Below are 26,105 nucleotides of genomic sequence, written 5' to 3' on the forward strand. Positions count from 1 at the left end.
TTATTCCTGCCCAGATACTCGCCGGAACTCAATCCAATAGAACAGGCCTTTTCCAAAATCAAAGCCTTGTTGCGAAAAGCTAAAGCACGCACCTATGACGAGCTGTGGAGAGCCCTCGGTTCCGTCTGCGATCTGTTTTCGCCACAAGAGTGCCGAAACTTCTTCAAAGCAGCTCAATGTGTTGCATGATTAGCGCCCGACGCTCTAAACGCTATTCGGCTGTGGAGCGGATCTGATCAAAAACGTGCCGCGCGAATTCAAATTGCCGTGCTGTTCCGCGCCCCATTGAATTTTTCCCCAACGTTTCCGTGAGAATGCCGCGCTGAACAAGCAGATCCATGGTCTCAATCACTCCGCCGCGCGTCATCCCGGTGATTTTTATCACGGATGCGAGGGTTAGGGGCTCATGAGCCTGATGCATCATGTAGAGCACGTTGAGCAACCCAATCTGCTTGATGCGTGATTGCGGCGTCTCGTCTTCGAGTGGTTTTTCCAGGATTTCCCGCAGGCCAAAATGCGCGAGCGCCTGATTTTGCAACCGTTCACTTAAATTGCTTGCCATTCTTTTAACTATCTATTATTTGCATAGTATGACGTTGAGGCACACAAACATTCCAATAATGTGCCCAACAACAAATCGGAGGATGGGAAGCATGAACAGCTTTCTCTTTCGCAGTGCAGTGGCAAGTTTTGGGTTTGTGTCATCATATCTCAGTTTTGGTCAAAGCGCTCATGCTGACGACTGGGGCTGCCAGGTTATCCTGTGCTTATCCAATCCCGGAGGGCCGATGCAATATGGAGAATGTCGCCCGCCGGTGCAAAAACTATGGCGTTGGCTGGCCAGAGGCAAGTCGTTTCCCACCTGTAGCGGCGTCGGGTTTCAAAGTTCGCGCCCGCATTATGACCCACTTTATTGCCATGATGGCTATAGGCTCACGGTGGCTTATGCGGATCGGGGACGGGACGCATCTTGTGTTTCCACTTTCAGGCAGATCGTGAACAAAAGCCTGTGCAGGCGTGATCGCGATTGGCCAAGGAACAGCAATGAACAAATCACGTCTGCACAATGGCAATCAAAAAACGGACAGCTGCAGTGTACGGGCTACGTAACGACGCGCCCGCTTGTGCGCGAACAACCGAACTATATCGATGTGACGATTGAAGGCGTTGGCAAGCAGCGGGTGTGGTTTTGATGATGCCGGTATCTTTTGTCGATCTCGCCCAGAGCTGCGCACCGATGATGGCTTCTGAAACACTGGCTGGCGTTGTCAGCCTGGAAAGCGGCTTTGCACCATTCAATATTCGCATAAACAGTGGTCCTCCGTTAAAGGAGCAACCGGCATCGAAAGCCGAGGCGATACAAATAGCCACAACACTGGCCGCCGAACATCAGGATATCCAGCTTGGTCTTGGCGGGATCAGTATCGATGATCTGAAGAAACTGAAGCTTTCCGTTTCTGACGCGTTCGATCCATGCGCCAATCTCCAGGCCACTGCGACCCTGCTTGAGGGCTATTATCAGTTTGCCATCAGGATCGGTGACGACAAGTCGATGGCTGGGAAGGTCATGCTGCAGTCGTTTTACGGTCGTGGCGATCCTTCCATCGGTGCACTGGTCAAATATGACAGCCAGGTCCGGCGCGAAATCCAACGATTGAAGCCAACGATAGCGAAACTGACCATTGGGGTCTCTCAGGATGGTCGTGACCAGATGCAAGCCGCGGTCACGCCGAACATCGTCGCGAATGTTGTGGCTGAGAATTCCAAGGAGGAGGACGCCTCCGACGAGGCGCCACCTTTTTGGGATGTATTCAGCAGCTGGCGACGGTCTTCGATCCTCGTTTTTTCAAACAAGCATGGAGCAAAATGAAATGACTATCGGTTCCCGAACCCGGTCGATTGCGGCTTCCACCTTGATGGCAAGCACCATCGTTGCAACACTTGCCGAACCGGCCTTCGCCCAGGCTGCCGGCATTGAATCGATCCTTCAAAATGTTGTCGATATGCTGACGGGCAATATTTTCAGGCTGATAGCGACGATAGCAGTGATCATAATCGCGATCGCCTGGATGTTTGGATATATGGACCTGCGGCGCGCCGGTTACTGGATCGTCGGTATCGGCGTGATTGCCGGCTCCTCCGAACTCGTCAACACAATCGTCGGGAGCTGACCGGATGGTGACGGCAGGATCTCCGCTTGCAGAGGACACGTTGTTTATTGCCTGTACCCGGCCTGCAATGTTTGCAGGCGTCACGATGGAAGCGATGGGGATCAATGTCATTGCGACGACGATCTTCTACCTCGCAGCAGGTTCAGTCGCCTATGCGCTTGTCGGCATCGTGTTTCACTTCATCTTCCGCGCGCTCGTTAAGCATGACCACAACATGTTTCGCATCGTGCTTGCATGGGTAGAGACACGCGGGCGATCCCGAAACACGTCCTATTGGGGCGGCAGCTCGATCTCTCCGATGAAGCTGTCGCGTCGGTTTGATGAAAGGGATCTTGGTTTTGCCTAGCGTTGCAACGTTGAAATCCCGGGAGCTTGGCCCGAAGACGTTCATCCCCTATCTCCGCCACGTTGACGAGAATACGATTGCGCTGGAGTCACGAGCGCTGATGGTGATCATTGCACTCGACGGCGTTTCGTTCGAGACCGCAGATGTCCTGGAAATCAATGCCCTTCATCGTGATCTTAATACGCTTCACAGGAACATTGCTGATGAGCGGCTTGCGCTCTGGACGCATCTGATCCGCCGACGCGACAACAGCTATCCCGACGGAACCTTTAAAGCGCCGTTTTCAGCCCAACTCAACGAAAAATATCGCGAGCGCATGATACGCGAGGATCTGTTTCGCAATGATCTCTATCTTGCAATCATATGGTCGCCACCCCGCGATCCTGCAGAAAAGGCGGCAAAGCTGCTGTCACGTCTCCGGCGTACACGACGGGCAGGTATAGAACTCGATGAGGAGGCAATAAAGCAGCTCCGCGACAAGGTCATCGACATTACGGCGGGCCTGAAGCGGTTCGAGCCGCGGGTCCTCTCGCTCTACGAACAGGATGGTCTTCTATTTTCTGAGCCGAGCGAAGTTTTACACCAGCTCGTCGGCGGACGATCGGAACCGGTTCCGCTCACCGAGGGGCGTATTGCATCTGCGATCTATTCCGATCGTATCATCGTCGGTCGCGAGACAATAGAAATTCGGCATGAGGCTGAGAGCCGTTTTGCAGGAATGCTAAGTTTCAAGGAATATCCCGCAACGACTAGACCCGGCATGCTGGATGGTATTCTGACCAGCCCTTTTGAACTGATCCTGTCACAGTCCTTTTCCTTTGTATCCAAGGCTGATGCCCGGACCATCATGGGCCGCAAGCAAAACCAAATGCTGAGCAGCGGAGATAAGGCAGCTTCGCAGATCGAAGAACTCGATGACGCGATGGACGATCTGGAATCGAACCGGTTCGTTCTTGGTGAACATCATCTGTCCCTTGCAGTCTTCGCTCCAACAGTGAAAGATCTGACTGATCATCTTGCCAAAGCGCGCGCCAGTCTGACCAATGGTGGTGCTGTCGTAGCGCGTGAGGATCTCGGGCTGGAAGCTGCCTGGTGGGCGCAGCTTCCAGGAAATTTCAGATATCGAGCTCGGTCCGGCGCTATTACGTCGCGCAATTTTGCAGCGCTCTCGCCGTTCCATTCTTATCCGGTCGGTCAGAAAGACGGCAATGAATGGGGCGCTGCAGTGGCCCTTTTGAAAACCGCATCCGGCTCTCCTTACTATTTCAATTTCCATGACAGTGATCTTGGCAACACGTTCATTTGCGGCCCGTCTGGTGCCGGCAAGACGGTGCTTTTGAATTTCATGCTGTCGCAACTCGAAAAACATGATCCGCATGTCGTATTTTTTGATAAGGACCGTGGCGCGGAGCTTTACGTGCGCGCCGCAGGCGGCGTCTATCATTCGCTTAGGAATGGCAAGCCGACCGGCTGTGCGCCGCTGAAGGCGCTCGATCTGACACCGGAAAACAAGGTCTTCCTGGCGAACTGGGTTGGGAAGCTCGTCGGATCGGGGACACGGGAATTATCTGTCACCGAATTGCGCGATATCGCCGCTGCAATTGATGGACTTGCCGATTTGTCCGTCGAACAACGCACGATTGGTGCGCTTCGGACTTTTCTTGACAATACGAACCCCGAAGGGATTGCTGCCCGGTTGCGCCGATGGGAGCGGGGAGGCCCGCTTGGCTGGGTCTTCGACAATCCAAGCGAGAATATCGGATTGGGGGCATTCGGTGTTGGCGGAAACATGGTCGGTTACGACATGACCGATTTTCTGGATAATGAGGAAATCCGCACACCCTTGATGGCCTATCTGTTCCACCGCGTCGAGCAGTTGATCGATGGACGGCGCATCATCATCGTCATCGATGAATTCTGGAAAGCGTTGCAGGATGAGGATTTTCGGGATCTGGCGCAAAACAAGCTGAAGACGATCCGCAAGCAAAATGGCCTGATGCTGTTTGCAACGCAAAGCCCGCGCGACGCAATCAGTTCGCCGATCGCCCACACCATCATCGAACAATGCCCCACGCAAATCTTTTTGCCAAATTCGCGGGGCAGCCATGCGGATTACGTCGGCGGCTTTAAACTGACAGAGCGTGAATATGAACTGATCGCGCGCGAACTTTCCGTCGAAAGCCGACGTTTTGTCCTGAAACAGGGACACAAAAGCGTCGTGGCGGAGCTAAACCTCCATGGCTTTGACGACGAGCTCGCCATTCTTTCCGGACGCACCGCCAGTGTCGAACTTGCAGATAGCATCCGCACGGAGGTTGGGGACAGACCCGAAGATTGGCTTCCGGTATTCCAGCAACGACGGAGTGCAAGCTGATGGCGGTAAACAGACCGTGTGGAGCAGCAGTTGCTACTGCGATAATCTTTTCACTCAAGGCAGCTGGTGCACAGGGCATTCCTGTTGTCGACCAGACCTCTATTCTAAAACAGATAGAGAGCATCACCCAGCTGAAATCCCAACTCGATGCGCTTCATCAGCAGATTGATCAGGCACAGCAACTTTATAGCTCGCTCAACAAGCTGACTGATATGGCGGATGTCGCCAATGTCCTGAACGATCCGGAGATACGAAAGGCACTGCCTTCAGATTTCGTTTCCATTGAAGGTCTATTCAAAGGCAACGGATCAGGCAGCATCGGGCGATCCGCATCAAAATTTCTCGAAAGCAATTCGAGCTATCAAACGGGCGCTGATGATTTTTATGCGAAAGAGCTATCGCGTATCCAGAACAAGAATGCTGGTCAGATGAGCCTCGGTCAGCAGATCTATGATACTGCAACGAAACGTATCGACGGCATTGACGAATTGCGTGAGAAAATCTCATCGACAGGTGACGCCAAAGGTATCGCTGACTTGCAAGCCCGGCTTCAGGCGGAACAGGCTTTTCTCCAGACGGATGTCCTGCGGATGGAGGGGCTGCAAATGGTGCAGCGCGCGCAAACTGAGGTCGATGAACAGCGCAAGGCGGAAGACTGGCGCCAGCGCATGGACAGTATGAAGGCGGCGCTGAAATGAGGGCGCTTGTTACCATGACAGTTCTTGGCCTTCTCGTTGGTTGTTCCGACAATATTGGCTCGACCCATACCGTCGAAGAGCTCATCCAAGATGAAAGTTTGCTGAGCCGCATTCTCACCGAGTGCCGTAACAATCCAGGCGATTTGCACGCCACAAGCAATTGTGTGAATGCGGAAGCTGCGGATGGCAGGCTGCGGCTCCAGAACATGCGCGAAGCGCTCGGGAACTGATGCCATGTATCAGGTATTCGACTTCATCGACAATCAGTTCCAGCGTCCATTGGAGACGTTCGTTTCCGATGGTACATCAAACATAGCCGAATGGGTGACGGGCCCACTCACTGCTGCGGTAACCCTCTATATCGTGCTTTATGGCTATCTGGTGCTGCGTGGTTCGGTTAGTGATCCGATCGTCGAATTTGTCTTCCGGGCCATCAAGCTCGCGATCATCGTCATGCTGGTCAGAAATGCAGGCGAATACCAGACCTATGTCACGAACATCTTTTTCAATGTACTGCCGCATGAAATCGCGCAGGCACTGAATTCTGGCGCATCACCAAGCGCCAGCACCTTTGACAGCCTTCTCGACAAGGGCCAGGCATCAGCAACAGATATCTGGTCGCGCGCCGCCTGGCCGATCGATATCGTCACCGGCGTTGCCGGGATGATGGTGATTGCGGTGAGTTTCCTTGTCGCCGGCATCGGCTATGTGGTTTCACTATATGCGCGCCTTGCGCTTGCTATCGTGCTGGCGATTGGTCCGATCTTCATCGCACTTGCCATGTTCCAATCGACCCGACGTTTTACCGAGGCCTGGATCGGGCAACTTGCCAATTTCGTTATCCTGCAGGTCCTTGTTGTCGCGGTGGGTTCGCTACTGATCTCGTGTATTGATTCAACCTTCACGACAATTGATGGCTATTCCGATGTCCTCATGCGCCCGATTGCACTTTGCGCTATCGGAATTGCTGCACTTTACGTCTTTTATCAGCTCCCTGGCATTGCATCGGCACTTGCTTCCGGAGGAGCGTCGCTTGCCTACGGCCACAGCACGGCGCGTGATGCGCATGAAGGCATGCTTGCGCGTGGCACCAGGAGCACAGGGCGTCTTTTTATGCGCACCGCTCGTCTGGTCGGACGAACGGTCGGCTCCAGAGAAACGGGGGCATGACGCAAGGCCGTTCCACATTTTTGGCTCGAAAACGCTCTCATAAAATCAGAAAAGGTCTTTCCAATGATCAGGCTTTCCCTGCTGCTTGCGATTGTGCTCATTTTGAGTGGCTGTGCGTCGCTGAGTTATCCCTTGCCGAAGTGTGACGGCTATTCCCGCCGTCCGCTCAATAGTTCGATCTGGCAATGGGAAGGCAACCGGAACCTGAAATCGCAGCAATCGAACGCGGGGTCGTCGGTTCCGGTCATGCCTTATATGGAGCAATCGAAGGGAGCAGCTGCCTTCGACCACCTCGACATTGACGGCTCCTATGGTCCTTGCGCGGAGTGAAGTCATGGTCCCTGCAGATAATCTCAAGAGCTATTTTGAAAAAGCGCGCCGTTTCGACCAGGACCGGTTGATCCAGATTGAGCGATCGAACCGTATTGCCTGGTCGATCGCGATAGCCGCAAGCCTTGTTGCTGCCGTTTCGGTCTTTGCGATTGCCGGACTGACACCGCTCAAGACCGTAGAACCCTTTGTTGTCCGGGTCGATAATTCAACCGGTATTGTCGATGTGGTTTCCGCACTGACATCGACGGCTGGCACCTATGATGAAGCGGTGACCAAATATTTTGCTGCAAAATATGTTCGTGCCCGCGAGGGATATGTCTGGAGCGAGGCGCAAGAGAATTTCAGGACAATCGCACTTTTATCGATGCAGGCCGAGCAGAATCGTTTTGCGAGCCATTATCGCGGCAGCAATCCTGAATCGCCGCAGGTCACCTATGGTCGCGCGGCGACAGCGAAGATCAGCATTGCCTCTATATCGCTGATCAACCAGAACGTCGTGTCTGTCCGTTATATGCGCACCGTGACCCGCGGCGATGACGTTCGCATGACCCATTGGGTTGCGACGCTCACTTTTTCCTACGCCAACGCGCCGATGACTTCGACAGACCGGCTGGTCAATCCGCTTGGTTTTGTGGTCAGCGAATATCGCTCCGATCCGGAGGCAATCGATTGATACGAAAAATCCTCATTTTCACAGCTCTCACTGCCGGAGCCATTTCCAGCGCGCATGCGCTCGATATTCCACGCGGGGGCCCACAAGATAGTCGCGTCCGCTTCGTCAATTACCAGCCCTATAACATCACAAAGATTGTCGGCTCGCTGCGTTCTTCCGTGCAGGTGGAATTTGCGGCCGACGAGGAGATTGCGCATGTAGCACTCGGAAACAGCGTGGCCTGGGAAGTCGCTCCTGCTGGCAATATCCTATTTTTAAAGCCGCGTGAAAAGCAGCCGCTTACGAATATTTCCGTTGTGACGACAAGGCGTGATGGTTCGACACGCAGCTATCAGATGGAACTCACCGTGCGCGACGGACCTGTCGAAGCTGGTCAAAACACTTACTTCTATGTGAAGTTCCGATATCCCGGCGATGAAGCAGAGGCCCGACGCCTACAGGCTCAATCTCGCGCCCGCGAAGCGCAGGCGAAGGCCGCCGGAGATGTTCTGGCGCTTCATGAGGCTTATGGTCCGCGGAACTGGCACTATTCGGCGCAAGGCGCTCAGGCGCTTGAACCGCAGAGCGTCTATGACAATGGCAAGATCACGACCTTTGTCTTTGTCGGCAATCAGGAAATGCCCGCAATCTATATGGAAAATTCCGATGGTTCGGAAAGCCTGGTGCCGAAATCTGTCGATGGCAATCTGGTCATGGTCCACGCGATCAGCCGCAAGTTTATTTTACGCCGGGGCAAGGATGTCATTTGCGTTTTCAACGAAGCTTATAACCGCGTCGGCATCAATCCCGATACCAGTACGACGTCGCCCTCGGTCGAACGCGTCGTGAAAACTGATCCTGCGGTGCATTAGGGGAGGGATATAGTCATGACACAGGAAGAAGAAACCCATATTCCCGGTGAGCGCGCCGAGACGACTGTCGGTCGGCGCATTGACAATAATCCGGTTCTCAAACGCGGCGCGGTCGCGCTCGCTGTCGTGGCGTTTCTGGGCTTTGCCATCTGGTCAACCTCGGGAAAAAAGGACAAGGACGACCGGAACCCGCCTGAGCGCGTTGTCATTCGCCAGACCAATGATTTTGAGCCGGTAAAGGAAAAGGCGGATCCGGTTGTGTCGGTTCCTGAGACAAAGGTGGCGCTGCCCACACCTGCGCTTCAGCCTGTTACACCAGAAAAGGACGAATTGCTTGATTCCGCGCGGCGGGCACCAGTCATTGCCTATAGCCGGGGACAGAATAGTGCGCCGTCACGACAGGCAGCCAGTAATCAATCTGAATTGATAGATAGCAACTTTGTACCACTTACCAGCGACATGTCAGGTCAGAACCAGGCAAATAGTGATCGGCAACGCTTCGATGGTCTCCTGCGGCCGACGAAGCTTGAAGGCTCGCGTGCCGGTACGCTTGGCAATCGTGATTTCATTGTCGCGATGGGTACTTCCATTCCTTGCGTGCTGGAAACGGCGCTGGCCTCTGATCAGCCAGGTTTTACGAGCTGTGTGATCAATCGCGATGTTCTTTCCGATAATGGCCGGGTTGTTCTGATGGAAAAGGGGACGCAGGTTGTTGGGGAATATCGTGGCGGCCTTCAGCGCGGCCAAAAGAGGCTGTTCGTGCTATGGAACAGGGCAAAAACACCCAAAGGCGTGATTGTCACGCTCGCCTCTCCCGCAACGGATCTGCTCGGTCGTGCCGGCGTTGACGGCCATGTCGATACGCATTGGTGGGAGAGGTTTGGAAGTGCGCTGCTTTTGTCCATCGTCGGCGATGCAACGAGCTATGCCAACAGCCGTTTGCAGGACAGTGATGTTGATGCGCAAAAGACCGCGAGTGCTGGCCAGCAGGCGGCGGCAATTGCCGTGGAGCAGTCGATTAACATTCCCCCGACCTTGAACAAACACCAGGGAGAACTCGTCTCGATCTTCGTGGCTCGTGATCTCGACTTCTCTAGCGTCTACCGTCTGCGTGTAACCGAACCGAGGAACCGCATCTTCGACAGGGCGGTGCAGGGTGACTTTATCCCAGATTCGACGATCGTGACGAAGTAGGAGTGCTTGATGACGGATGGAACCGATGCAGCCGTCGTTCGCGAACTGTTATCGCCACTTGCGATCTTCCTTGCAGACAAATCGCTCTATGAGGTGATTATCAATCGGCCCGGGGAGATACTTACCGAAGGACCAAATGGGTGGCAGGTCCATGATGCCCCGGACCTGACATTCGAAAAGCTGATGCGCCTTGCACGGGCCGTTGCAACCTTTTCCAACCAGTCCATTGATGAAAAGCGCCCCATTCTTTCGGCAACACTGCCAGACGACGAGCGCATTCAGATCGTCATACCGCCGGCTACCACCAATAACACCGTCAGTATCACAATCCGCAAACCATCATCGGTGGATCTGGCGCTAACAGACCTTGAGGAAAAGGGATTCTTTTGTGAAGCGAGGCGCACAGGCGTCACATCATCCACACAGAGTATGAAACTGGTTGAGCTATATCATGACGGCGCCTACATGCAGTTCCTGCGAGAGGCAGTCATTGCACGAAAGAATATCGTCATCTCAGGGGCGACGGGCTCTGCCAAAACCACGCTTTCCAAAGCTCTCATCAAACATATTCCCCAAAATGAACGGGTCATCTCCATTGAGGACACGCCGGAACTGGTTATCCCACAGCCCAATCATGTGCGGCTTTACTATTCCAAGGGGGGGCAGGGGCTTTCAGGCGCGGGGCCGCGCGAACTTCTGGAATCGTGCCTGCGCATGCGACCAGATCGCATCCTTTTGCAGGAGCTTCGTGACGGAACCGCCTTTTACTACATTCGAAACGTCAATTCCGGGCATCCTGGTTCGATAACCACCGTTCACGCCGGATCGGCAGAATTGGCATTCGAGCAGCTGGCAACACTGGTGAAGGAATCGGAAGCAGGACGTGACCTTGAACGTTCAGACGTGCTTTCCTCGCTGCGGATTGCCATCGATATCGTCGTGCAATGCAAACGCATCGATGGAACATTCAGAGCGACTGAGATCTATTATCGGGACGCAGTTCCGGGAGAACGGATTGTGCAAAGATCGCGATCTGCCTGCGACATGAACGGCTTTACTAAGCGCTACATTCACGTTGGCAAGTGATGACGTCACGACTGCACTTCATTTGCGAGCCGACGATGCACAATGGGTATCGAGGAGGGCTATACGCCTGACGCTGTCTGCAACGAATGGACGGTGAAATGCTGGCCGGATGTGGGCAAAGCGCCCAGTCGTGGCCCGGCAAGCGCGAGGTTGCGGATTGGGTGGCCAGAGATGATTAGCCGCTTCATCGGTTACTCCACACCATTCCCGTTTTATGTCGCTCGTATAGACGAGGGTCAGCTTTTGCGGCCAACCCCTGACGGGGTAAGACTCGCCCACATTTTTTGCAAAATTCGATTTAGTTTTTTCCATGCGAGGGCAGGCACTTTCACCCGCAAGCGGCAAAAGTGCGCCATCACTTAAATATGGCAAATAGAATTTTGCAAAAAAAGCGGGCGAGCTGACCGCAGCAGCCCCATCGTCTCTTCGTGCGCCATCGGGAATGGTCCCGAGCAACCGAAGGAAACAGAACCATGGCCACCACAATCGCAACTCTGACGCAGAAGACTGACGGTACTTTCGAGGGCGTCTTCGCCACCATCCGGGTCAATGCCCCGATCGCCATCGTCCCGAACGCTACCAAGGTCAGTGAAGAAGCCCCCGATTTCCTGGTTATTCATCGCCTAACCGGTTTCGAAATTGGCGCCGGATGGAACCGTATCGCCCGTCAGACCGGTGAAGAGTACGTCTCCATAAAGCTGGAAGCCCCGGAAGTTGGCGTGCTCTTCGGCAACCTCGCGCAAGCCCCGGGCGGTGATCCGGATAGGAAAGTCATCCTCTGGAATAACCAGAACTGAACCACGAATGGAGCCGGCCCCGAATTTCGGGGCCGGCTTTTCTATGTAAGGTCCGGCTGTATCTGCGCTGACAGTGGAGCGAGAGCAGGTGTCGAACCTGCAACCCGCTCCTCACTGCCTGTAACAAGAATTAAGGAGAGCCTCAGGGACCTTGTCTTTCATCCCTGCATTCGTTTCGCCCGTAACGCTCAAGAAACAGTGACATGACGTTCTCGTCGAGTTCGGATTGGTGCATCTTTGGCTGTTCGTTTGAGCCGATATGGAATGCTATTTTGGGTGTTCGTTCTGATTGCAGAAGGCTTTGTTGGCAACTTGACTGGTATTTGAAGTTCGCTGATTGGTTCGCGCTGCCCGGTGCTGAATCCTACAGCCCTCAGTTGTCGCCCTCCGCTGCGCTCACAATATTCAGTGACTTTTATGTTTCCCCGCATTGACGAACCGGTTGACTTCTGCGGCCTCGTCCATTTCCTTTCGGCGGAAATAGATCGCACGACCACACCGGATCGGACTGTGTCCTTGTACAATGATGATCTGCTCGTCTTTGCGCATTGATTGGGTTATTTCGTGTGGCATGATTAAGGGGCGACGCTGGAAACTGATGTTTTCAGATTTTCGCGACGCGCCATTATTTGTTTCCCAGCCAAGACGACGCGAGCTTGCCTTTACTTCGACCGTCATGTCCCCGCATTGTGCGGAGACGTTGCGCGCGGTGTCGAGCGCCTTGATCGCGGCATAAGACACGAATGCACAGCCGTCGATCCATGACACGGCTCCGTCCTTGCCGAAGTGGCGTTCCAGCTGGCCGACTGACTGGTACATCAGCATCATGCTGATTCCGTATTTGCGACCGCGATCGCGTGCTTCTTCCAGAACGCGCATATAGCCAAGCAAGTCCACTTCATCGAGCATGAACAAAGCGCGACGCTGGAATGTCCCATCCGCTTCGATCATTGCATTCATCAGTGAACCGATGATCACGCGTCCAATTCCCGGATAAGACCGAAGGATGGATGCAGAAATATTGAGGAAGACATCTTTTTTGCCTTCAGCGATTTCCCTGGATTTGAAGCTGTCGCCACAGACGAGGGCTGCGTAATTGTCGAGCGAGAGCCACTGGGTGTCCTTGGATGCGGTGGAATAGACGCCTGAGAATGTCTGCTCTGTCATATTAACGAACACGCCAAGCGTTTCGCGAATGAAGGCCGATCCTGAATGCTCTTGAACCTCTCGGAGCATGGCAAGCACCGATGGTTCAGGTTGAGAAACGATCTGACGCAGGCTGCGCAGATTACGCTGGCCAGAAAATTCTGGTGACAACATCACATGGGCCAGAAGCCCAGTTAGAAGATTATGTGCCTGGTTCTGGAAGTAGGAGGCGGTTGAACTTTCAAAGCGCGTGCTTTCCGACAACAGCATATGGGCGATGCCAACAATGTCTTCCTCTTTGTTCTTTGATGTCTCAATTGCGTCAAGGACATTGAAGCCCATGATCGGATTGATCGGATCGAGCACGATGACCTGGCGCCGGAGCATTTTCTCGCGATGTTTGATGACGATAGGTGCCACTTCGGTTGAGGGGTCAAGGCAGATGACCGGTCCGGTGTAGCGCAGCGCTGTCGGCACGACATTGCTGGTCGTTTTGTACCCACCTGACCCTGCGAAAAAAAGCATATGCGTTGAATCGAAGTCCTGCTTGTAGGTGAGGAGAGGGGCTTTTCCGCCATCTCCCCATGTGGAGCGGTCGTTGGGATCAAACGGCAGTCCATGGACGAGTTGCTTGTCGACGCGATAGCGTTCACCGACGACGATTTCGCCATCTTGGGGAAAAAGCCGTGCTGCCGCCGACAGGGTTAGCCAGCCTGCATTCCCAAAGACTGCACGCCTTGCGCGTTTGACCGGTTCGGGTACCACGTTTGCGATGCGGGCTGATACCGCGACTGCGAGAAAGCCCATTGCCGCACTTATGACTGCAATCATATCGAGGAAGGATAGTGCTTCTTCCCATCTCACCGCTCCACTCTTCACAAAGGGGGAGAGACGAGTGAACTCGCGCAGTGCGTAAAAGCCAGCCACGAGCAAAAAGCAAAGGACGTTTGCCAGGGCAATGGGTCTGCGTCGGTGCAGCGGGAGCACCCAGACGATCAAGAGGCCGGTGAGTGATCCAAACACAAGCGCTGGCATGGGGGACGCGCGCAGGAACCAGTATTGCACTCTGCCTGACATGCCATTGGCCAGTTCAGACCAACGCCAGTTTGCAACATAAAAGAAAAAGCAGGAGAGGACGATTGGAACGAGAATGAGTAATACACTCAAACAGCGTTTTCCTCGTGCCGTCATTGGGCTGCATCTGAAACTGCATCTGCATCTGTAACATCTCCGTGCTCAGACACAGGGGATCGGAAAGCGATCTCGCCCAAATCATGCAAGCGTTGATATTCTGTTGTTGCGGGTGACAATCTCGCCAGTTCCAGAAGTCCGCCCAGCAGGAATGCCCGATCAACATTTGATAAACCCGCACGAATGACGATACTACCGAGCAGGAATTTCTCTCGGGCCACTTTTTTGCGATCAGTTGCCATGAGGAGCCTCCGCCGCCGCTCCAATCTCGCCATTTGTCTGTTTATGCGGCCAAGCTGTTTCCCCATTGGTCCTCTTTGTTGGCACTTTACGAAATCGCGCGGCGATCTCTTCGAAGATGCGATCGATGTCCTCATCGCTCAGTTCCATTTCTGCTAATCCTGCCTTTGTTGCAGCACGCGCAAAGCGGTCAGCCGATTTGACTATCAAGAGTTTTCGACGTTCACGCAGCTTTTCGATTTGTGTGTCGATATCGGCTATCGAAACTTTGGCGGCCATCAGTCGGCTTCCTTCTGTAGGGCAAAGTAGTTGGAAGCTTAACTGACTAGAAAACGACAGTCAAATAAGCTAGCCTGCATCGGCCTCCTGAACGTCACTGCGGCTATTTCGTCATGGATCATCTTTGGGAAAAGCGGCATCGGCCCTTGGGTCCGAATGATTTGAGGGCGCAATATACGTCGCTCGCGCGACGTTTCCTGGAAGACGAGGAGATCGGTCGTGGCGATCATGTTCATCAGAGCGCAGGTAATCAGCAGAAGCGCGGGGCGTAGCGTCGTTTCGGCGGCCGCATATCGTCATCGCGCTCGGATGTTTGACGAACAGTCTGGGACCTCTTTCAGCTATCGTGGTGGCGCCAGTGAACTGAAGCATGAAGAATTGGCTCTTCCGGACCAGGTCCCAGCGTGGCTGAGGTCCGCAATCGACGGCAGAAGTGTCGCTGGAGCAAGTGAGGCATTATGGAACGCGGTTGCCTGTAACGCCTCGAGAACAGACGAGGCCATCTGGATGCTGATGGCTATGTTTTGATATCTAGAAAGCATTTCATGCGGCTCCATCAAAACTCTCCGCAGAGAACGATCCGGATCTAATTTCACTGCAAGAAGAGGGGCAGGATAACTGAGTCAGCATTACTAAGATCCACAAAATTTTTTCAGAATAAAGAACAGAAGATTCGATGCAAGCATAAATGTGACAGTAATGTCAGGAGTAATATATATTTAAGCCGCTATGTTGGCCCCTGAATCATAATGAATGCAAAGACATCAGCCTGTCGTAATGCGGCCGATGTTTGCAGTGTATTTCTATTTTTCAGATAAGAAGACAGTTTTTTCGAAAGTCGTTTGTCAGTCTGCTACATCGCCTGATCTTGCGCAGGTGCGCTCGACGGTTCGTCTGCGTGGTAGAAACTCGAAGCCGCTATCCTGGTTGGACCATTTGACGATCTCCAGGGGGAGAATTCCCTACTATTTAGCTTGTCCTCATGCTTTGGTTCCGCAATTCCTGCCATCAAGTCGAGTGTTTCAACTACAATATGCCACTTGCTCGTCTGCTATCTCACGCGTTGCTATCCCGGGCGCGTTGTTGCTGGTATGAGCATGCTGCCATCCCGCCACTAAGAGAAATATTTCTGCACCGTAGAGAATAGTGGAAATCCATTGATAGAAGCCGGTAAGCTCTTCGAGAAGAAGCGCGTTCGGCACCTCGCGAAGACCTGTCTGGCGAGGGCGTTCGGGGGCATCAGAAGTCCGATCTAAGAACGTTTTGCATGCATTAAACTACTTGCATAACGCGAATTGCGACTTTTATTCTGTCGGCGAGCAGTTTCAGCCGAGGACATCGTGATCTCCATCGAATGTAGGGCAATCCGACTGACCCGCAACTGATGGTACTCACTCATTTGGGAACTCCAATCGCTCTAACATCGGTGGATTAACACTTTGGCAATCCCCAGAGTAAAGGGAGATCTTTTCTGGAGATTTATTTCACTTGCGAAAGACGGAATACTCTTTCCATCAACCAAAGCCTGTTCGACTACATTGATGAAACGGTCCTGAATACAAAGATGAAGCGGCTACGCGGAGTAGTATTTCTTCAGACAATGAGCGCTGGGATCATTGTGATCATGGATAGTACGCCTGCTCACAAGGCCATTGCCGCCTGGGAAACGATTGAGACGGCTGGCTCGAACGGTTTTATCTCTTAATAGATAGTTCCAATTTTAATCCCGTCGAAATGACGTTTACTAAACCCAAGACATTGGTACGCGCAAAGCTGAATGAATGATTGATGCATTATCGGATGCTGTCAGCAAGATTATTACACTTTCTGAATCAGCCGAATGCACAAACTACTTCGTCTCTTGTGGACTTGACCAAACGTCAAAGGCATCTGTTCCAGACAGTCTGGATAGTCACCCTTGATCCGTTAGAGCTGAACAGTTGCTAATGCTGATTAGCCAAGATGCGCTTCTTAATCGAACAGCAAATCGCGATGAAAATGATTGTTTTCAGCGTGGTCAGTCCGCACGAGTGGTTTTGATCCCAGTGGTAATAAGGAGGAGCTTGTTATGTCGAAGGCTTCATCGAAGTTCATACAAGAATGTGAGAATGCGCCCAGGTTGAACGAGATGTTCTCGTTTTTCTCGGCAACTGCTAGTGGTCGTTCCGGCGCGCCACAACGGCCTCCTCGCTCTGATTTGCGGTTGCTTGAATACGACTCCAAACTAGTCCGGTTCGCAAAAAAACAACGAGGTTTATGGGGGCATTTCGATCCTCATTATTTCAGCAGCATTCCTTATCGTCTCGAGGAAGAGATCAGGTTAGGCGATGCGCTACTGGAATACGGCAAAAGCGATCGAAGGGGACGCTCTCCCGTTGGGTATTATGTTCTAGGAGCCGCAGAAGGAACGTTCGCACGAGCACTTGCAGATCTGGGGGCAGGATCAATTTTAACTTTGTCATGTAGCCCTAACAAAGAGAACGAGGAAAGTTTCTTCCGCTTCGGCAGACCTTGTTTTTCCGCGTTTTTTCCGGGCCCGTTTCATCGGCTGACACCGTCAATTCTGAGTACAGACCCTATTCTCCAACCCTTAGGCGGAAAGTTCGATGTTATCATGGAGGATACAACTTTTCAGATGTATTCTCCTAATCGCTCGGAACAGATCGACTTTGTAAAACAGTATCTGAAAAAAGACGGCATATTCCTTTTTGTTGAGAAGTTCCGACAAGCAGACCCTGCTGAATATCTGCGGCGGGAATTGCAAAAAGACTGTGGTTACAAGGTCCGATATTTTTCGCCAGATCAGATCGAGCAGAAAACCAGGCAGATTCTTAAACGCATGAATCTTAACGAGGTCACCCTTCAAACCATGGCTGCTGAAATAGGGGAGCATTTCAACCATGCCTGCATGACATGGAACAGCGGAAATTTCTACACTCTGGCCGCAAGCGACAATGCAGAAAATCTCAGTGAACTTGTAGAGCACATGTTCAAGCCCTGCATTCCGCAAGAGTATGTGTATGAAGACTTGCCTAATGTCCTGCCCGGATTTTCGATGGAGCTTCCGGGATTTCGCCTATCTGTAAACGATGATGATGGCATTGTCTGAAAGGCGCGGGGGCATCTGGAGTGGTCGAGCTGGATTGATATTTTTTCTGGCGGGAATGCTTGTGTCAAATATTGGACGCAGCGCATATTTTGTATCTAGCATATGGATTGTTCTGATGTGGACAAATAGCGTACGTTCCGTGACTGCCCTGCTTCTCGTGAGCACTCTGGCCCAATTTCTGTCGAGTGGAATATCCGGCTTTCTGGCAGATGTGACTGACCGACGGCATCTGTCCATCTGTTTGGATATCACCCGCGCGTTCACAGTGGCGATGACCGGTTTCTCGATAATGGCGGGCCTGGGCATTTCGGCCATATATGTATTGGTCGCGATTTTTTCGATTTCGGATCGCGGTTACCTTTCGGCCATGCAAGCGCTGATACCGGTTCTGACATGCAAAGATAGCGCCATTGGTGCAAACTCTGCCTCCTATCTGATGATGCAATCGGGCACATTTCTTGGAGCGCTTTTGTCCGGCCTTCTTCTTCACTTTTTGCCTTACGGCCTGGCCGTATCGACACTCGGCATCATTTTCTGCTCATCGGCAGCGATAGTTTTGGCAATGCCCGTCCCGAGTAACGTTCGAAGCGTAAACAGGAAGCCCAATTTTCAGTGGAAGCAATTCATCTCAATCAGTGGTCTAAGGGAAAGTAAGCTCATTGTTGCCACTTTTTATTACACTCTCGTCTTTGGGGTCGGTATCCTTATTAATACATTGCTGGCGGCATATGTCGTGACTGAAATCAAAGGGGACGCTGTTCTCTTTGCTCAAATGGAATCTGCTTGGGCCCTTGGTGCGGTTTTTGTATGCCTGTTCTTATCGATTGGGATGGGGGCGGCATCGAAAGCACTTGATCTTACCCGTTGTATTTTAATGTTGGGCTCTGGCCTTATTTTGCTCTGGATGTTTCCCGCTCCACTATTCGTAGTGATCACGCTGGTTGCGCTTGGGGGAATTTACAATTTGGGCCGAATAAGTCTGGACGTTCAGGTTCAGCAAACCGTCAACGCTTCATTGATTGGACGCACCAAGGGCACCATTAATACCGTAGCCACAGGGGGCGGCTTAGTCATCTTTACCTTGCTTGGGTTCGTTAGTGACAGGCTGACATCCTCCAGTCTTTTTGCATATTATGGCTTGTTCGTCGTCGTCGTTACCGTTTTACTGATAGTGGCTTCGAGTATCAGGTTCCGATACCATGGTTCAGACGAGAGCGGCGAATGTTGACGGCCCCTCATGAGATCCGCTGCGCATTGGATTGTCTGGTTCCTCTGGTGAAGCAGTACTGGGAGCGTCCAGTACAAGCCTATGCGTCTGCTCTTTATGACGGGTTCGAACTGAGCGGTGCTGAAGTCAGGCGAGATGCGTTTATCAAACTGTGTAAGCTTCTCCGGGATAGGGCGATCAGATCCGGACACAATGAAACTGATGTTCAACAATTGATCGGATTAATCCGGCGTAGGCCAGTAATACAGACCGGACCACATTGCCATCTTATTATTGAACCGGATGCCTTTTACACGCACCTGTTCGCTCTGATGGGATTAAACGCGCATTCTGAAGGCTGGTACATCAATTATTCTGTCTCGACCGTGAAGTTCACTGAAAAATCCAAAAAAGGTCCGGGCTGGCTTTGGCTTGATGGGCAGCATGTAAACGTGTTCGGATTGTCCCGCCGAAGAATGGAACCTTATAGCATTTGTGGGCGTCACGTTCCTTGCCATTTTGCGTTGAAGCCAACCGATGATCAGATTAGTCACCCCGCACTCGATCTATTGCGAGCCGTTCTTCCGGTGCAGGAATTCAGCTCAGCAGCTGAGGCGATTAAATCCGCAAACCACGATCTCTGGCGACATTGCTTTGGTGACAGAATTAAGTCTCTGCAACTCGACGACGCCGATGTAGTTTTGCTTATCATTGATCATCTAAGGGACCGCAATTCCTGGCTGTCACGCTATTTTATCGATGCACCTGATATGGTTTCAATGCTTCTACAATCTGTGCGAGAACTCAATGACGGCCCTTGGGACGGTTGGTTCAAATTCAACACGGATTTTTTCTGGTTCATGTCGGAAGGACGGCTCAGGCCGTTAAGATTGGAGGGCAACACATTAAGCGATGCCACCGGCTCGTTTAAAATGGAGTTCAATTCCAGCTCTTTGGCAAATTCGTTGGAAGCTGGAGAAATCGTGCCGGGCCTCTTTCTCGTTTTTCTTGTTATTGCCATCCTTCCGGGACTGCGTGCAATGGGAGGCAGTCGGCAAGTTGTATACTATCCCCTCATGCGCCACGCCTTGCTTAGGGCACTGGATCGTTCATCGGCTCTGATAAACAAAGAACTGGCAAAAGATATCCGATCAGATCACATGATGAACGTTTGGGGGCATCGGACAATCGTTCCAATCTGCGCTGATCCGTGGCGGCTTTTTATAGCTAAAGATCCTGCCACATGTGCGTCGTTGTCCCAATCATTCGCAACCCAGACTTTAACTGAAACAAGCGGCGGGTTTCCTGGATTTGTGAACGATGAGCTCTGGTCACAATGTGCCGGCGAAGATTTCCTCGAACGCCTTAAAGGTTTCGGCGAAATGATAGCGTCTGCAAATCGGGAGCCGGGTCATTGGCAGAACAAAAGATAACCATCCTTCGAGCCGGACCCGCCGATATAGATGCGTTTCGGCGTATTCGGCTGGAGGCACTTCGCTCAGAGCCGGCTTTCTTTGCAAGCACATTTGACGAATGGGACACTTTGCCTGACAAAGCCTGGCATCGACGATTGAACAATCCGGTGTTCATTGCGTTTCTAAGTGAAGAACCTGTCGCTCTTATCGGTCTGCTGCGGGAAAAAGGCTCCAGATCGGCTCATCGAGCAACAGTTGTCATGGTTTATGTCCGAAAAAGTCTTCGCGGGCGTGGTGTAGCGAGCGACCTCTTCAGTACGGTCGAAAATTATGCACGGGATATCGGAGTGACGCAGCTGGAATTAACTGTAAGCGCTGAGAACTCTGTGGCAATAAGCTTTTATCTCAGGGAAGGCTTTATAGAGATCGGCCGAATTCCTGGTGGTTTTATATACAAAAGTAAAGAAATTGATGAAGTTTTAATGGTACGCCGCCTTCCAGTTTAACGTTTCCGAGGATATTCCGTCGAGACAGATTTTGTAATATTCCAAGAAAAATTGAAACGGGTTCACATTTGCCGTCATAGACGGTTACGGTCAACAGAAACAGCAAGGTTGATAAGCTTTGCCTGACGATTATTAGTTCTACCGAACGCGTGCTTTTTGACTGATTTGTGGAGTTTACTCCGTAGAGGAATGCACCGCAGTGCGCATGACTGCGATAATGAATATTCGTGAGATTTTTGCGCGCAACCTCAGATTGTTGCGACACGCCAGGGGGCTGTCGCAAGAGAAACTTGCACATTTGGCCGGTATTGACCGGACCTATGTTAGTTCGCTGGAGAGGTGCATCTATAGTCCAACCATTGATATGGTTGCGACACTTGCGGAAATCCTCGAAGTTGCACCAGCTGATCTTTTGGAGGCAGTTAACAAAGATTTGCATCCGTAGGCATCCCGGACCGGCAGGAGAGTTAGTAGTTCTTCAGCAACGGTGTGGAGCACGACATAGCTGAAACTTAGATTCGGTGGATGGAGTGCATATATAATCCTGTCGCCAACCGCTCAACATAGCACAAGAAGGCGGTGTCGATGGCAGCGATTGGCGCTGAGGTTCTATGTAGGCTTGTCCGACAGGTCGTTCCACCTTTCCTCCCCTTTAGCACATCCCTCGATGGGTTAGTATTTTCTCTTTGGGCAGCAATTCCTAGATTGAACTGTTCTGTCACATATGCCGGTCATCAGGCACCCTTGTCACATAACATTAGCGGTTGTTTCAGTGAAATCTCAATTAACAGACATGTCGCCATCAGGTGTGCATTAAATTTATACTATACTCGTGCCACGCCCCTTCATTTCTGAACTGCACCCCGTTTCGATCGGACAGTCGGCATAAGCAGAGAGGCTCAAGCACAGGCTTATGTCTAACGAGTATCGACACGTCGAATTGCTGACAGGAGATGTCCGCCGCAGGCGGTGGACAACCGAGCAGAAGCTGACAATTATTGAGCTGTGTTCCCAATTTCAACTAACGCTGAGTGGCCGCTAGCTGGCAAATCGTGGCTACAACCTCGAAGGATTTGACGAAGGCTGGTATCGGCAAGAACTCAAACCTTGAATGAAAGTTGTATGCACCCGTAAACATATTGGGGGTTGGGATTCCGCGCTCTGACAGAACCGCACCATCAGTGCCTCCGCGCATAGAGATAAGTTTCGGCTTGACCTTCACACTGTCAAATGCCCTCAGGAGGAGAGACATCGCCCTTAGATCATCTGAAAGATAATCACCGACGTTGCGGTAACCGCCAGCAAATGAATGTTGGATATCGCTGGAAGGGTATCGGTTTTGTGTCGTGACTACAGCTGCCGTAATTTTCTCTTTGCGAGCGATAAAAGAAGCATTGTCGAAATCACGTATAAGAACCTGCAATGTTGCTTTGCTGTCGTTTGCAACAAGATCGGTCATCCAGAAAAAGCCCGCCCTGTCTTCGGTATGTTCAGGTGTGTCCGACCGGTCGAACTGACTGATGAAATCTTGTGCCATAAGAATTGGATTCACCAATTTGTCTTTTGCTGACATAGGGTGCGCGCTGACCCCCTCGAAGACCACCTCGCAGGACGCAGCATTGAAGTTTTCGGTGACCACTTCACCCAATTCGCAGCAATCGATAGTGTAGGCGAAGTCGCAGGGAAACCGTTCGAGGTCCAGTGCCCTCGCGCCTCTTAAGCCGATTTCCTCATCGGGAACGAAGGCGATTGCAATGTCACCATAGGTTTCAGTTTCATCCAGTCTGGCAAGGAGTGTCATTATCACAGCTATGGCGGCTTTGTTATCCGCCCCAAGCACGCTTGTGCCATCACTTGTAATGATGTCCTGGTTTAGCCATTGGCGGATCGCGGGAAATTGTTCTACCCGCAGCCAGATATTTTCCTCGCGGTTAAGGCAGAGATCGTCGCCCGAAAAGCGGTGGATCTGAGGGCGAACAGATGCTGAAAGCCCAACATCTGCTGTATCGAGATGAGCGATGAAGCCAATTCGCGGTGCATCTGATCGCGTACCGCGCCACACGCCTGTGACAATTGCGCTATCATCAACAACAACGTCACTGACCCCCAGTCCGACCATTTCTTTCGCCAGAAGACGAGCCAAGGTGAGTTGGCCTGAAGATGATGGTAATTGTGATGATTTGACATCGCTTTGACTTGCGATTGCGGCGTAACGGAAAAAGCGTTCTGTTAATTCCTGACTGATAGCCATATTTATAATTTCCCGATCAACAAGGGGTGGAGCGGATAGGCGCGGAACGTTCTCGGCCTTTAGGGCCGGACGAGTCCGTAACCGTCGCAAATCGCGATGTTGGTGCAAAAAGCAGACGACCGATCTGCGAGTTGACGCAGAATTCGATTGGCGTTCCGGCCCCGCGCAAGTTCAGGGACAAGGCGTTGTTCAAAGGTTGAACCGTTCAGCGCATGCTCACCACCAATAATTACGGGATGAAGAATAGCTTGCGTCAGGTTATTGTCATCATCAAATGAGCAAGCGCCGATGATGCTCTCCCATACTTCCGGTGCACGCCATGTGCCTTCCTCGGACGGCACATGAAAGATGAAGTTCCCAAGGCTATAGAATATCGGACGTTTCTGATAGATTTCCATCCCTTGCAGAACAGGAGCGCCGTGGCTGACAAAAACCGCCGCCCCCGCATCGATACATTGTTTTGCTACGCTGCTGACCCATTCAGGCACCTCAAGCCAATCAGTTTCCCAATGGTGATGATGCAGATAGGCAATTACAAATCGGCCATCCTTAGCGGCATCGCGGATCGAAGCAAGGTTGCGGGCAAGGTCGGTTTCGTTGATCTTAACGCTGCGCCTGAATTCTTTTGATCGACGGAATACTGCCCGTCCGATGCAAACCTCTTTTGTCTCGTCGACGGGATAAGGATCGTTGGGCTGACTGTCATTGGTCAGGGCAAGCTCTGTATAACCAACCTTGTCGCGTATCGAACGAAGCTCCTGGAATGTATCGTTGTCGACATCGATGATCTGGGAGATACCCAGCCGATTGATACCGGGGCGTTCCGGACGCCCAATCCCTGAATCATCGGCATACATGAAATCAGGGCCAGGGCCGCCATCCATAGCGACGATAGCGACTTTACGCTGACCAATTTGACCAAGGCTGGGGCAGGCCGCTTCGCGGTGGTTGCGCCCAATGCCGGCGTGCAAAAAGCCCCGCTGATCGACCTCCTCGATCGTGGACAGGATGCCCGACGGCCCCAGGTCAAATGCGTGATTGTTGGACAACGACAGCGCACGAAAGCCAATATCCTGTAATGCGTCCAGAACCACCGGCTTGCTGCAGTCAAAAAATGATCCCTTCAGTGGCCAGCCGCCATAACGGCCCAAAATGGTGCCTTCAAAGTTCGTAAAAGCCAGGTCCGTGTTTTTGATTAGTGTAGAGACATCCTGAAATCCGGGATTGAAAATGCCACGTGTATCCTGCTTGATCAGAGACTGTCCGGTTACCGTGATGGTGAAGCTACCGTTCATGATTGTCCTCATTTTTGGAATAGCGACTGACCTCCGGCAATCTGGCGCGGTGTCATTCCGCCCAGGCCGGTCGGCCGCTCTTATGGATTTGGTGGACTGTTCTTACTGGATAAATCGCTTCGACCGCGCCTCGACCAGGCTTCGCGTGTAAGCATTTTTCGATTGTGAAAAGATTGATATCGATGGGCCGCTATCTTCGACACGCCCGTTTCGGAAAATATAGATGTGGCTGCAAATATCCTGAACGACGGCGAGGTCGTGGGAGATGAAGATCATCGAAATATCATCTTCAATAATCCGTTCCTTCAGTAGTTCGATAATCTCCGCCTGAACGGAGACGTCGAGTGCTGAGGTGGGCTCATCGGCGACGATGATTTGCGGATCAGCAAGGAGTGCTCTTGCAATGCAGACACGTTGTTTCTGTCCACCTGAGAGCTGATGTGGGTACCGGGTGAGAAAGCTTCTGGCGAGATTGAGCCTGTCCATCATCGGGCCAATACCGAGTATTGTCCGTTGTCCAGTAACATTGTTAATCGACCGAACGGCTTCGTTCAAAGCATCACCGATGGTCATGCGCGGGTTCAGTGAGACGGACGGATCCTGAAAGATCATCTGCACTCGCCCGAGGATGCCACTGGTTCGCCCCTTCTTCGTGACGTCGTATTTTTTCCCGCTGATCGAAACCTCGCCATCGCTTGCCGTTTCCAGCCCCGCGATGATCCGTCCGATAGTGGTTTTGCCGCTTCCACTTTCACCGACAATGCCTGTGATTGTGCCGCGCTTTAGGCGGATCGAAACATTCTTAAGTGCTTGCTGCGGTACCGCACTTGCTAAAGGCCATGGCGCGCCCCCTGAACGAAAGCTTTTCGAGATATCTGTGGCAACAAGAATATCGGCAGAGCGCCTAATCCCTTTATCCTGTGCCTCATTCCCCTCGCTTGTCGTCGCCCCATTACCCCGAAGCTCGCCACTGGAAACATGAAGTCTTGGGACTGCCGCCAACAATTTGCGCGTATAGTCATCTTGCGGTGCATCAAGGATGGCGCTCGTCTGGTTCTGTTCGACGACCCTGCCGTGGCGCATCACCAGAACTTTGTCGGCAATTTCTGCGATAACGCCCATATCATGGGTAACCAGAATAATTGACACCTCGGTTTCATCAACTAGCTTCCGCAACAGTGCAAGAATCTGTTTTTGTACGGTGGCGTCAAGAGCAGAAGTTGGCTCATCGGCGATGATGATTTCAGGCGACCCCGCCAATGCGATAGCAATAACGATACGCTGACGCTGACCACCCGAAAACTGGTGCGGATAGTCGTTATATCGTAGTTCTGGATGCGGAATTCCAACCCGCTCGAGAATTTCGATGCCGCGTTTTCGAAGTGCTCCACGTGAAAGACCCTTTTGAAACAAACTGATGGTTTCACTGAGCTGCGCACCAATACTCATCAGAGGATCAAGCGAGGCGGTGTGATCCTGGAAGATTGCCGATATCCGACGTCCTCTGATATGTTTTTCTTCGTGCGCATTGATCCCGTCAAAGGGCTCCCCGGCAAATCGGATGGAGCCGGATGTGCGTTTGAACTGTGGTCCCAACAATCCAATCACAGCATTACCGAGGGTCGATTTCCCAGCGCCTGATTCTCCAATAACGCCCAGGATCTGTCCTTTACCGAGTGATGTGCTGACATTTTCCAAGATTGGTACAGGACCGTTTGCTGCACAAAATTGCAAAGAGAAGTTCTCAATCTCAAGAAGGTCAGTGCTCATATT

The 26,105-nt window shown here is 52.1% G+C and carries 28 protein-coding genes and 1 pseudogene; 21 read left to right on the top strand and 8 right to left on the bottom strand.

The features are described 5' to 3' along the window. On the top strand, nucleotides 1-189 hold a 189-nt coding region (locus OIV19_RS21925; protein ID WP_264233882.1), incomplete at its 5' end, for a transposase. A gap of 22 nt (nucleotides 190-211) precedes the next feature. On the opposite strand, the gene OIV19_RS21930 is transcribed toward OIV19_RS21925, so the two are convergent. Further along, complete coding sequence (locus OIV19_RS21930) at nucleotides 212-562, bottom strand: transcriptional regulator (RefSeq protein WP_264233884.1); 351 nt, start codon at nucleotides 560-562, stop codon at nucleotides 212-214. A 91-nt stretch (nucleotides 563-653) separates the two neighbouring features. Between OIV19_RS21930 and OIV19_RS21935 the strand changes: the two genes are divergently transcribed. The 13 genes from OIV19_RS21935 (at nucleotide 654) to virB11 (ending at nucleotide 10,896) form a co-directional block, all read left to right on the top strand. After that, entirely contained in the window at nucleotides 654-1,193 is a 540-nt protein-coding gene (locus OIV19_RS21935; RefSeq protein ID WP_264233886.1) for a hypothetical protein, read from the top strand. After that, nucleotides 1,193-1,870, top strand: coding sequence for a lysozyme family protein (locus tag OIV19_RS21940; protein WP_498831070.1), 678 nt, complete (start codon nucleotides 1,193-1,195; stop codon nucleotides 1,868-1,870). Before OIV19_RS21935 ends, OIV19_RS21940 begins: the two co-directional genes overlap by 1 nt. A gap of 1 nt (nucleotide 1,871) precedes the next feature. Further along, complete coding sequence (locus OIV19_RS21945) at nucleotides 1,872-2,171, top strand: TrbC/VirB2 family protein (protein WP_264233888.1); 300 nt, start codon at nucleotides 1,872-1,874, stop codon at nucleotides 2,169-2,171. 4 nt (nucleotides 2,172-2,175) lie between these two features. Further along, the gene (locus tag OIV19_RS21950) at nucleotides 2,176-2,517 is read left to right on the top strand and encodes a VirB3 family type IV secretion system protein (protein ID WP_264233889.1); all 342 of its coding nucleotides are present in this window, start codon (nucleotides 2,176-2,178) and stop codon (nucleotides 2,515-2,517) included. Beyond that, complete coding sequence (locus OIV19_RS21955; protein ID WP_498831071.1) at nucleotides 2,510-4,891, top strand: VirB4 family type IV secretion/conjugal transfer ATPase; 2,382 nt, start codon at nucleotides 2,510-2,512, stop codon at nucleotides 4,889-4,891. Before OIV19_RS21950 ends, OIV19_RS21955 begins: the two co-directional genes overlap by 8 nt. Beyond that, entirely contained in the window at nucleotides 4,891-5,589 is a 699-nt protein-coding gene (gene virB5, locus OIV19_RS21960; protein ID WP_264233892.1) for a P-type DNA transfer protein VirB5, read from the top strand. Before OIV19_RS21955 ends, virB5 begins: the two co-directional genes overlap by 1 nt. Further along, a complete protein-coding gene (locus tag OIV19_RS21965) occupies nucleotides 5,586-5,819 on the top strand; it encodes an EexN family lipoprotein (RefSeq protein WP_498831072.1) in 234 nt (77 codons plus the stop codon). The genes virB5 and OIV19_RS21965 overlap by 4 nt, the downstream gene beginning before the upstream one ends. 4 nt (nucleotides 5,820-5,823) lie before the next feature. After that, nucleotides 5,824-6,759, top strand: coding sequence for a TrbL/VirB6 family protein (locus OIV19_RS21970; RefSeq protein ID WP_264233894.1), 936 nt, complete (start codon nucleotides 5,824-5,826; stop codon nucleotides 6,757-6,759). Between the two features lie 63 nt (nucleotides 6,760-6,822). After that, entirely contained in the window at nucleotides 6,823-7,089 is a 267-nt protein-coding gene (locus OIV19_RS21975; protein ID WP_264233896.1) for a hypothetical protein, read from the top strand. Between the two features lie 4 nt (nucleotides 7,090-7,093). Beyond that, nucleotides 7,094-7,765, top strand: coding sequence for a VirB8 family type IV secretion system protein (locus OIV19_RS21980; protein ID WP_264233898.1), 672 nt, complete (start codon nucleotides 7,094-7,096; stop codon nucleotides 7,763-7,765). Beyond that, nucleotides 7,762-8,616, top strand: a complete 855-nt coding sequence (virB9, locus tag OIV19_RS21985; protein ID WP_264233900.1) for a P-type conjugative transfer protein VirB9 — start codon at nucleotides 7,762-7,764, stop codon at nucleotides 8,614-8,616. Before OIV19_RS21980 ends, virB9 begins: the two co-directional genes overlap by 4 nt. 15 nt (nucleotides 8,617-8,631) lie before the next feature. Then, on the top strand, nucleotides 8,632-9,810 hold the full coding sequence (gene virB10 / locus OIV19_RS21990; RefSeq protein ID WP_264233901.1) for a type IV secretion system protein VirB10: 1,179 nt from the start codon (nucleotides 8,632-8,634) through the stop codon (nucleotides 9,808-9,810). Nucleotides 9,811-9,819: 9 nt separating this feature from the next. Next, nucleotides 9,820-10,896: a P-type DNA transfer ATPase VirB11 gene (gene virB11 / locus OIV19_RS21995; RefSeq protein ID WP_264233904.1), complete on the top strand. Its 1,077-nt coding sequence runs from the start codon at nucleotides 9,820-9,822 to the stop codon at nucleotides 10,894-10,896. 59 nt (nucleotides 10,897-10,955) lie between these two features. Here virB11 and OIV19_RS22000 read toward each other — a convergent pair whose 3' ends face one another. Next, nucleotides 10,956-11,084 (bottom strand): hypothetical protein, encoded by a 129-nt coding sequence (locus OIV19_RS22000; RefSeq protein WP_264233906.1) that lies wholly within the window; start codon nucleotides 11,082-11,084, stop codon nucleotides 10,956-10,958. 285 nt (nucleotides 11,085-11,369) lie between these two features. Here OIV19_RS22000 and OIV19_RS22005 point away from each other — a divergent pair, with 285 nt between their 5' ends. Further along, entirely contained in the window at nucleotides 11,370-11,693 is a 324-nt protein-coding gene (locus OIV19_RS22005; protein WP_264233908.1) for a DUF736 family protein, read from the top strand. Nucleotides 11,694-12,098: 405 nt separating this feature from the next. Here OIV19_RS22005 and traG read toward each other — a convergent pair whose 3' ends face one another. Genes traG through OIV19_RS22020 form a run of 3 tightly spaced genes read right to left on the bottom strand, consistent with a single transcriptional unit; the run spans nucleotide 12,099 to nucleotide 14,549 of the window. Next, entirely contained in the window at nucleotides 12,099-14,030 is a 1,932-nt protein-coding gene (gene traG / locus OIV19_RS22010; protein ID WP_264233909.1) for a Ti-type conjugative transfer system protein TraG, read from the bottom strand. After that, nucleotides 14,027-14,272, bottom strand: coding sequence for a conjugal transfer protein TraD (locus OIV19_RS22015; RefSeq protein WP_264233911.1), 246 nt, complete (start codon nucleotides 14,270-14,272; stop codon nucleotides 14,027-14,029). The genes traG and OIV19_RS22015 overlap by 4 nt, the downstream gene beginning before the upstream one ends. Next, nucleotides 14,262-14,549, bottom strand: coding sequence for a TraC family protein (locus OIV19_RS22020; RefSeq protein WP_264233914.1), 288 nt, complete (start codon nucleotides 14,547-14,549; stop codon nucleotides 14,262-14,264). Before OIV19_RS22020 ends, OIV19_RS22015 begins: the two co-directional genes overlap by 11 nt. A gap of 219 nt (nucleotides 14,550-14,768) precedes the next feature. On the opposite strand from OIV19_RS22020, the pseudogene OIV19_RS22025 reads away from it, so the two are divergent. The 6 genes and pseudogenes from OIV19_RS22025 to OIV19_RS22050 form a co-directional block, all read left to right on the top strand. Next, nucleotides 14,769-15,044 (top strand): annotated as a pseudogene (locus OIV19_RS22025) (MobA/MobL family protein); the annotation flags it as partial. A gap of 1,573 nt (nucleotides 15,045-16,617) precedes the next feature. After that, nucleotides 16,618-17,658, top strand: coding sequence for a class I SAM-dependent methyltransferase (locus tag OIV19_RS22030; RefSeq protein ID WP_264233916.1), 1,041 nt, complete (start codon nucleotides 16,618-16,620; stop codon nucleotides 17,656-17,658). Then, the gene (locus OIV19_RS22035; protein ID WP_264233917.1) at nucleotides 17,639-18,886 is read left to right on the top strand and encodes an MFS transporter; all 1,248 of its coding nucleotides are present in this window, start codon (nucleotides 17,639-17,641) and stop codon (nucleotides 18,884-18,886) included. The genes OIV19_RS22030 and OIV19_RS22035 overlap by 20 nt, the downstream gene beginning before the upstream one ends. Beyond that, nucleotides 18,880-20,298 carry a hypothetical protein gene (locus OIV19_RS22040; RefSeq protein ID WP_264233918.1) on the top strand — a complete coding sequence of 473 codons (1,419 nt, stop codon included), beginning with the start codon at nucleotides 18,880-18,882 and terminating at the stop codon, nucleotides 20,296-20,298. Before OIV19_RS22035 ends, OIV19_RS22040 begins: the two co-directional genes overlap by 7 nt. Then, complete coding sequence (locus tag OIV19_RS22045; RefSeq protein ID WP_264233920.1) at nucleotides 20,280-20,786, top strand: GNAT family N-acetyltransferase; 507 nt, start codon at nucleotides 20,280-20,282, stop codon at nucleotides 20,784-20,786. The genes OIV19_RS22040 and OIV19_RS22045 overlap by 19 nt, the downstream gene beginning before the upstream one ends. Before the next feature lie 217 nt (nucleotides 20,787-21,003). After that, the gene (locus OIV19_RS22050) at nucleotides 21,004-21,231 is read left to right on the top strand and encodes a helix-turn-helix domain-containing protein (RefSeq protein WP_264233922.1); all 228 of its coding nucleotides are present in this window, start codon (nucleotides 21,004-21,006) and stop codon (nucleotides 21,229-21,231) included. Between the two features lie 576 nt (nucleotides 21,232-21,807). On the opposite strand, the gene pepT is transcribed toward OIV19_RS22050, so the two are convergent. From pepT to OIV19_RS22065, 3 genes are all read right to left on the bottom strand, one after another. Then, a complete protein-coding gene (pepT, locus tag OIV19_RS22055; protein ID WP_264233924.1) occupies nucleotides 21,808-23,037 on the bottom strand; it encodes a peptidase T in 1,230 nt (409 codons plus the stop codon). Nucleotides 23,038-23,096: 59 nt separating this feature from the next. Next, a complete protein-coding gene (locus tag OIV19_RS22060; RefSeq protein ID WP_264233925.1) occupies nucleotides 23,097-24,332 on the bottom strand; it encodes a CapA family protein in 1,236 nt (411 codons plus the stop codon). 102 nt (nucleotides 24,333-24,434) lie between these two features. Further along, complete coding sequence (locus OIV19_RS22065; RefSeq protein ID WP_498831073.1) at nucleotides 24,435-26,102, bottom strand: dipeptide ABC transporter ATP-binding protein; 1,668 nt, start codon at nucleotides 26,100-26,102, stop codon at nucleotides 24,435-24,437. Between the last annotated feature and the right edge of the window lie 3 nt (nucleotides 26,103-26,105).

Source organism: Brucella sp. HL-2, assembly GCF_025846885.2.
Taxonomy (GTDB): domain Bacteria; phylum Pseudomonadota; class Alphaproteobacteria; order Rhizobiales; family Rhizobiaceae; genus Brucella; species Brucella quorumnocens.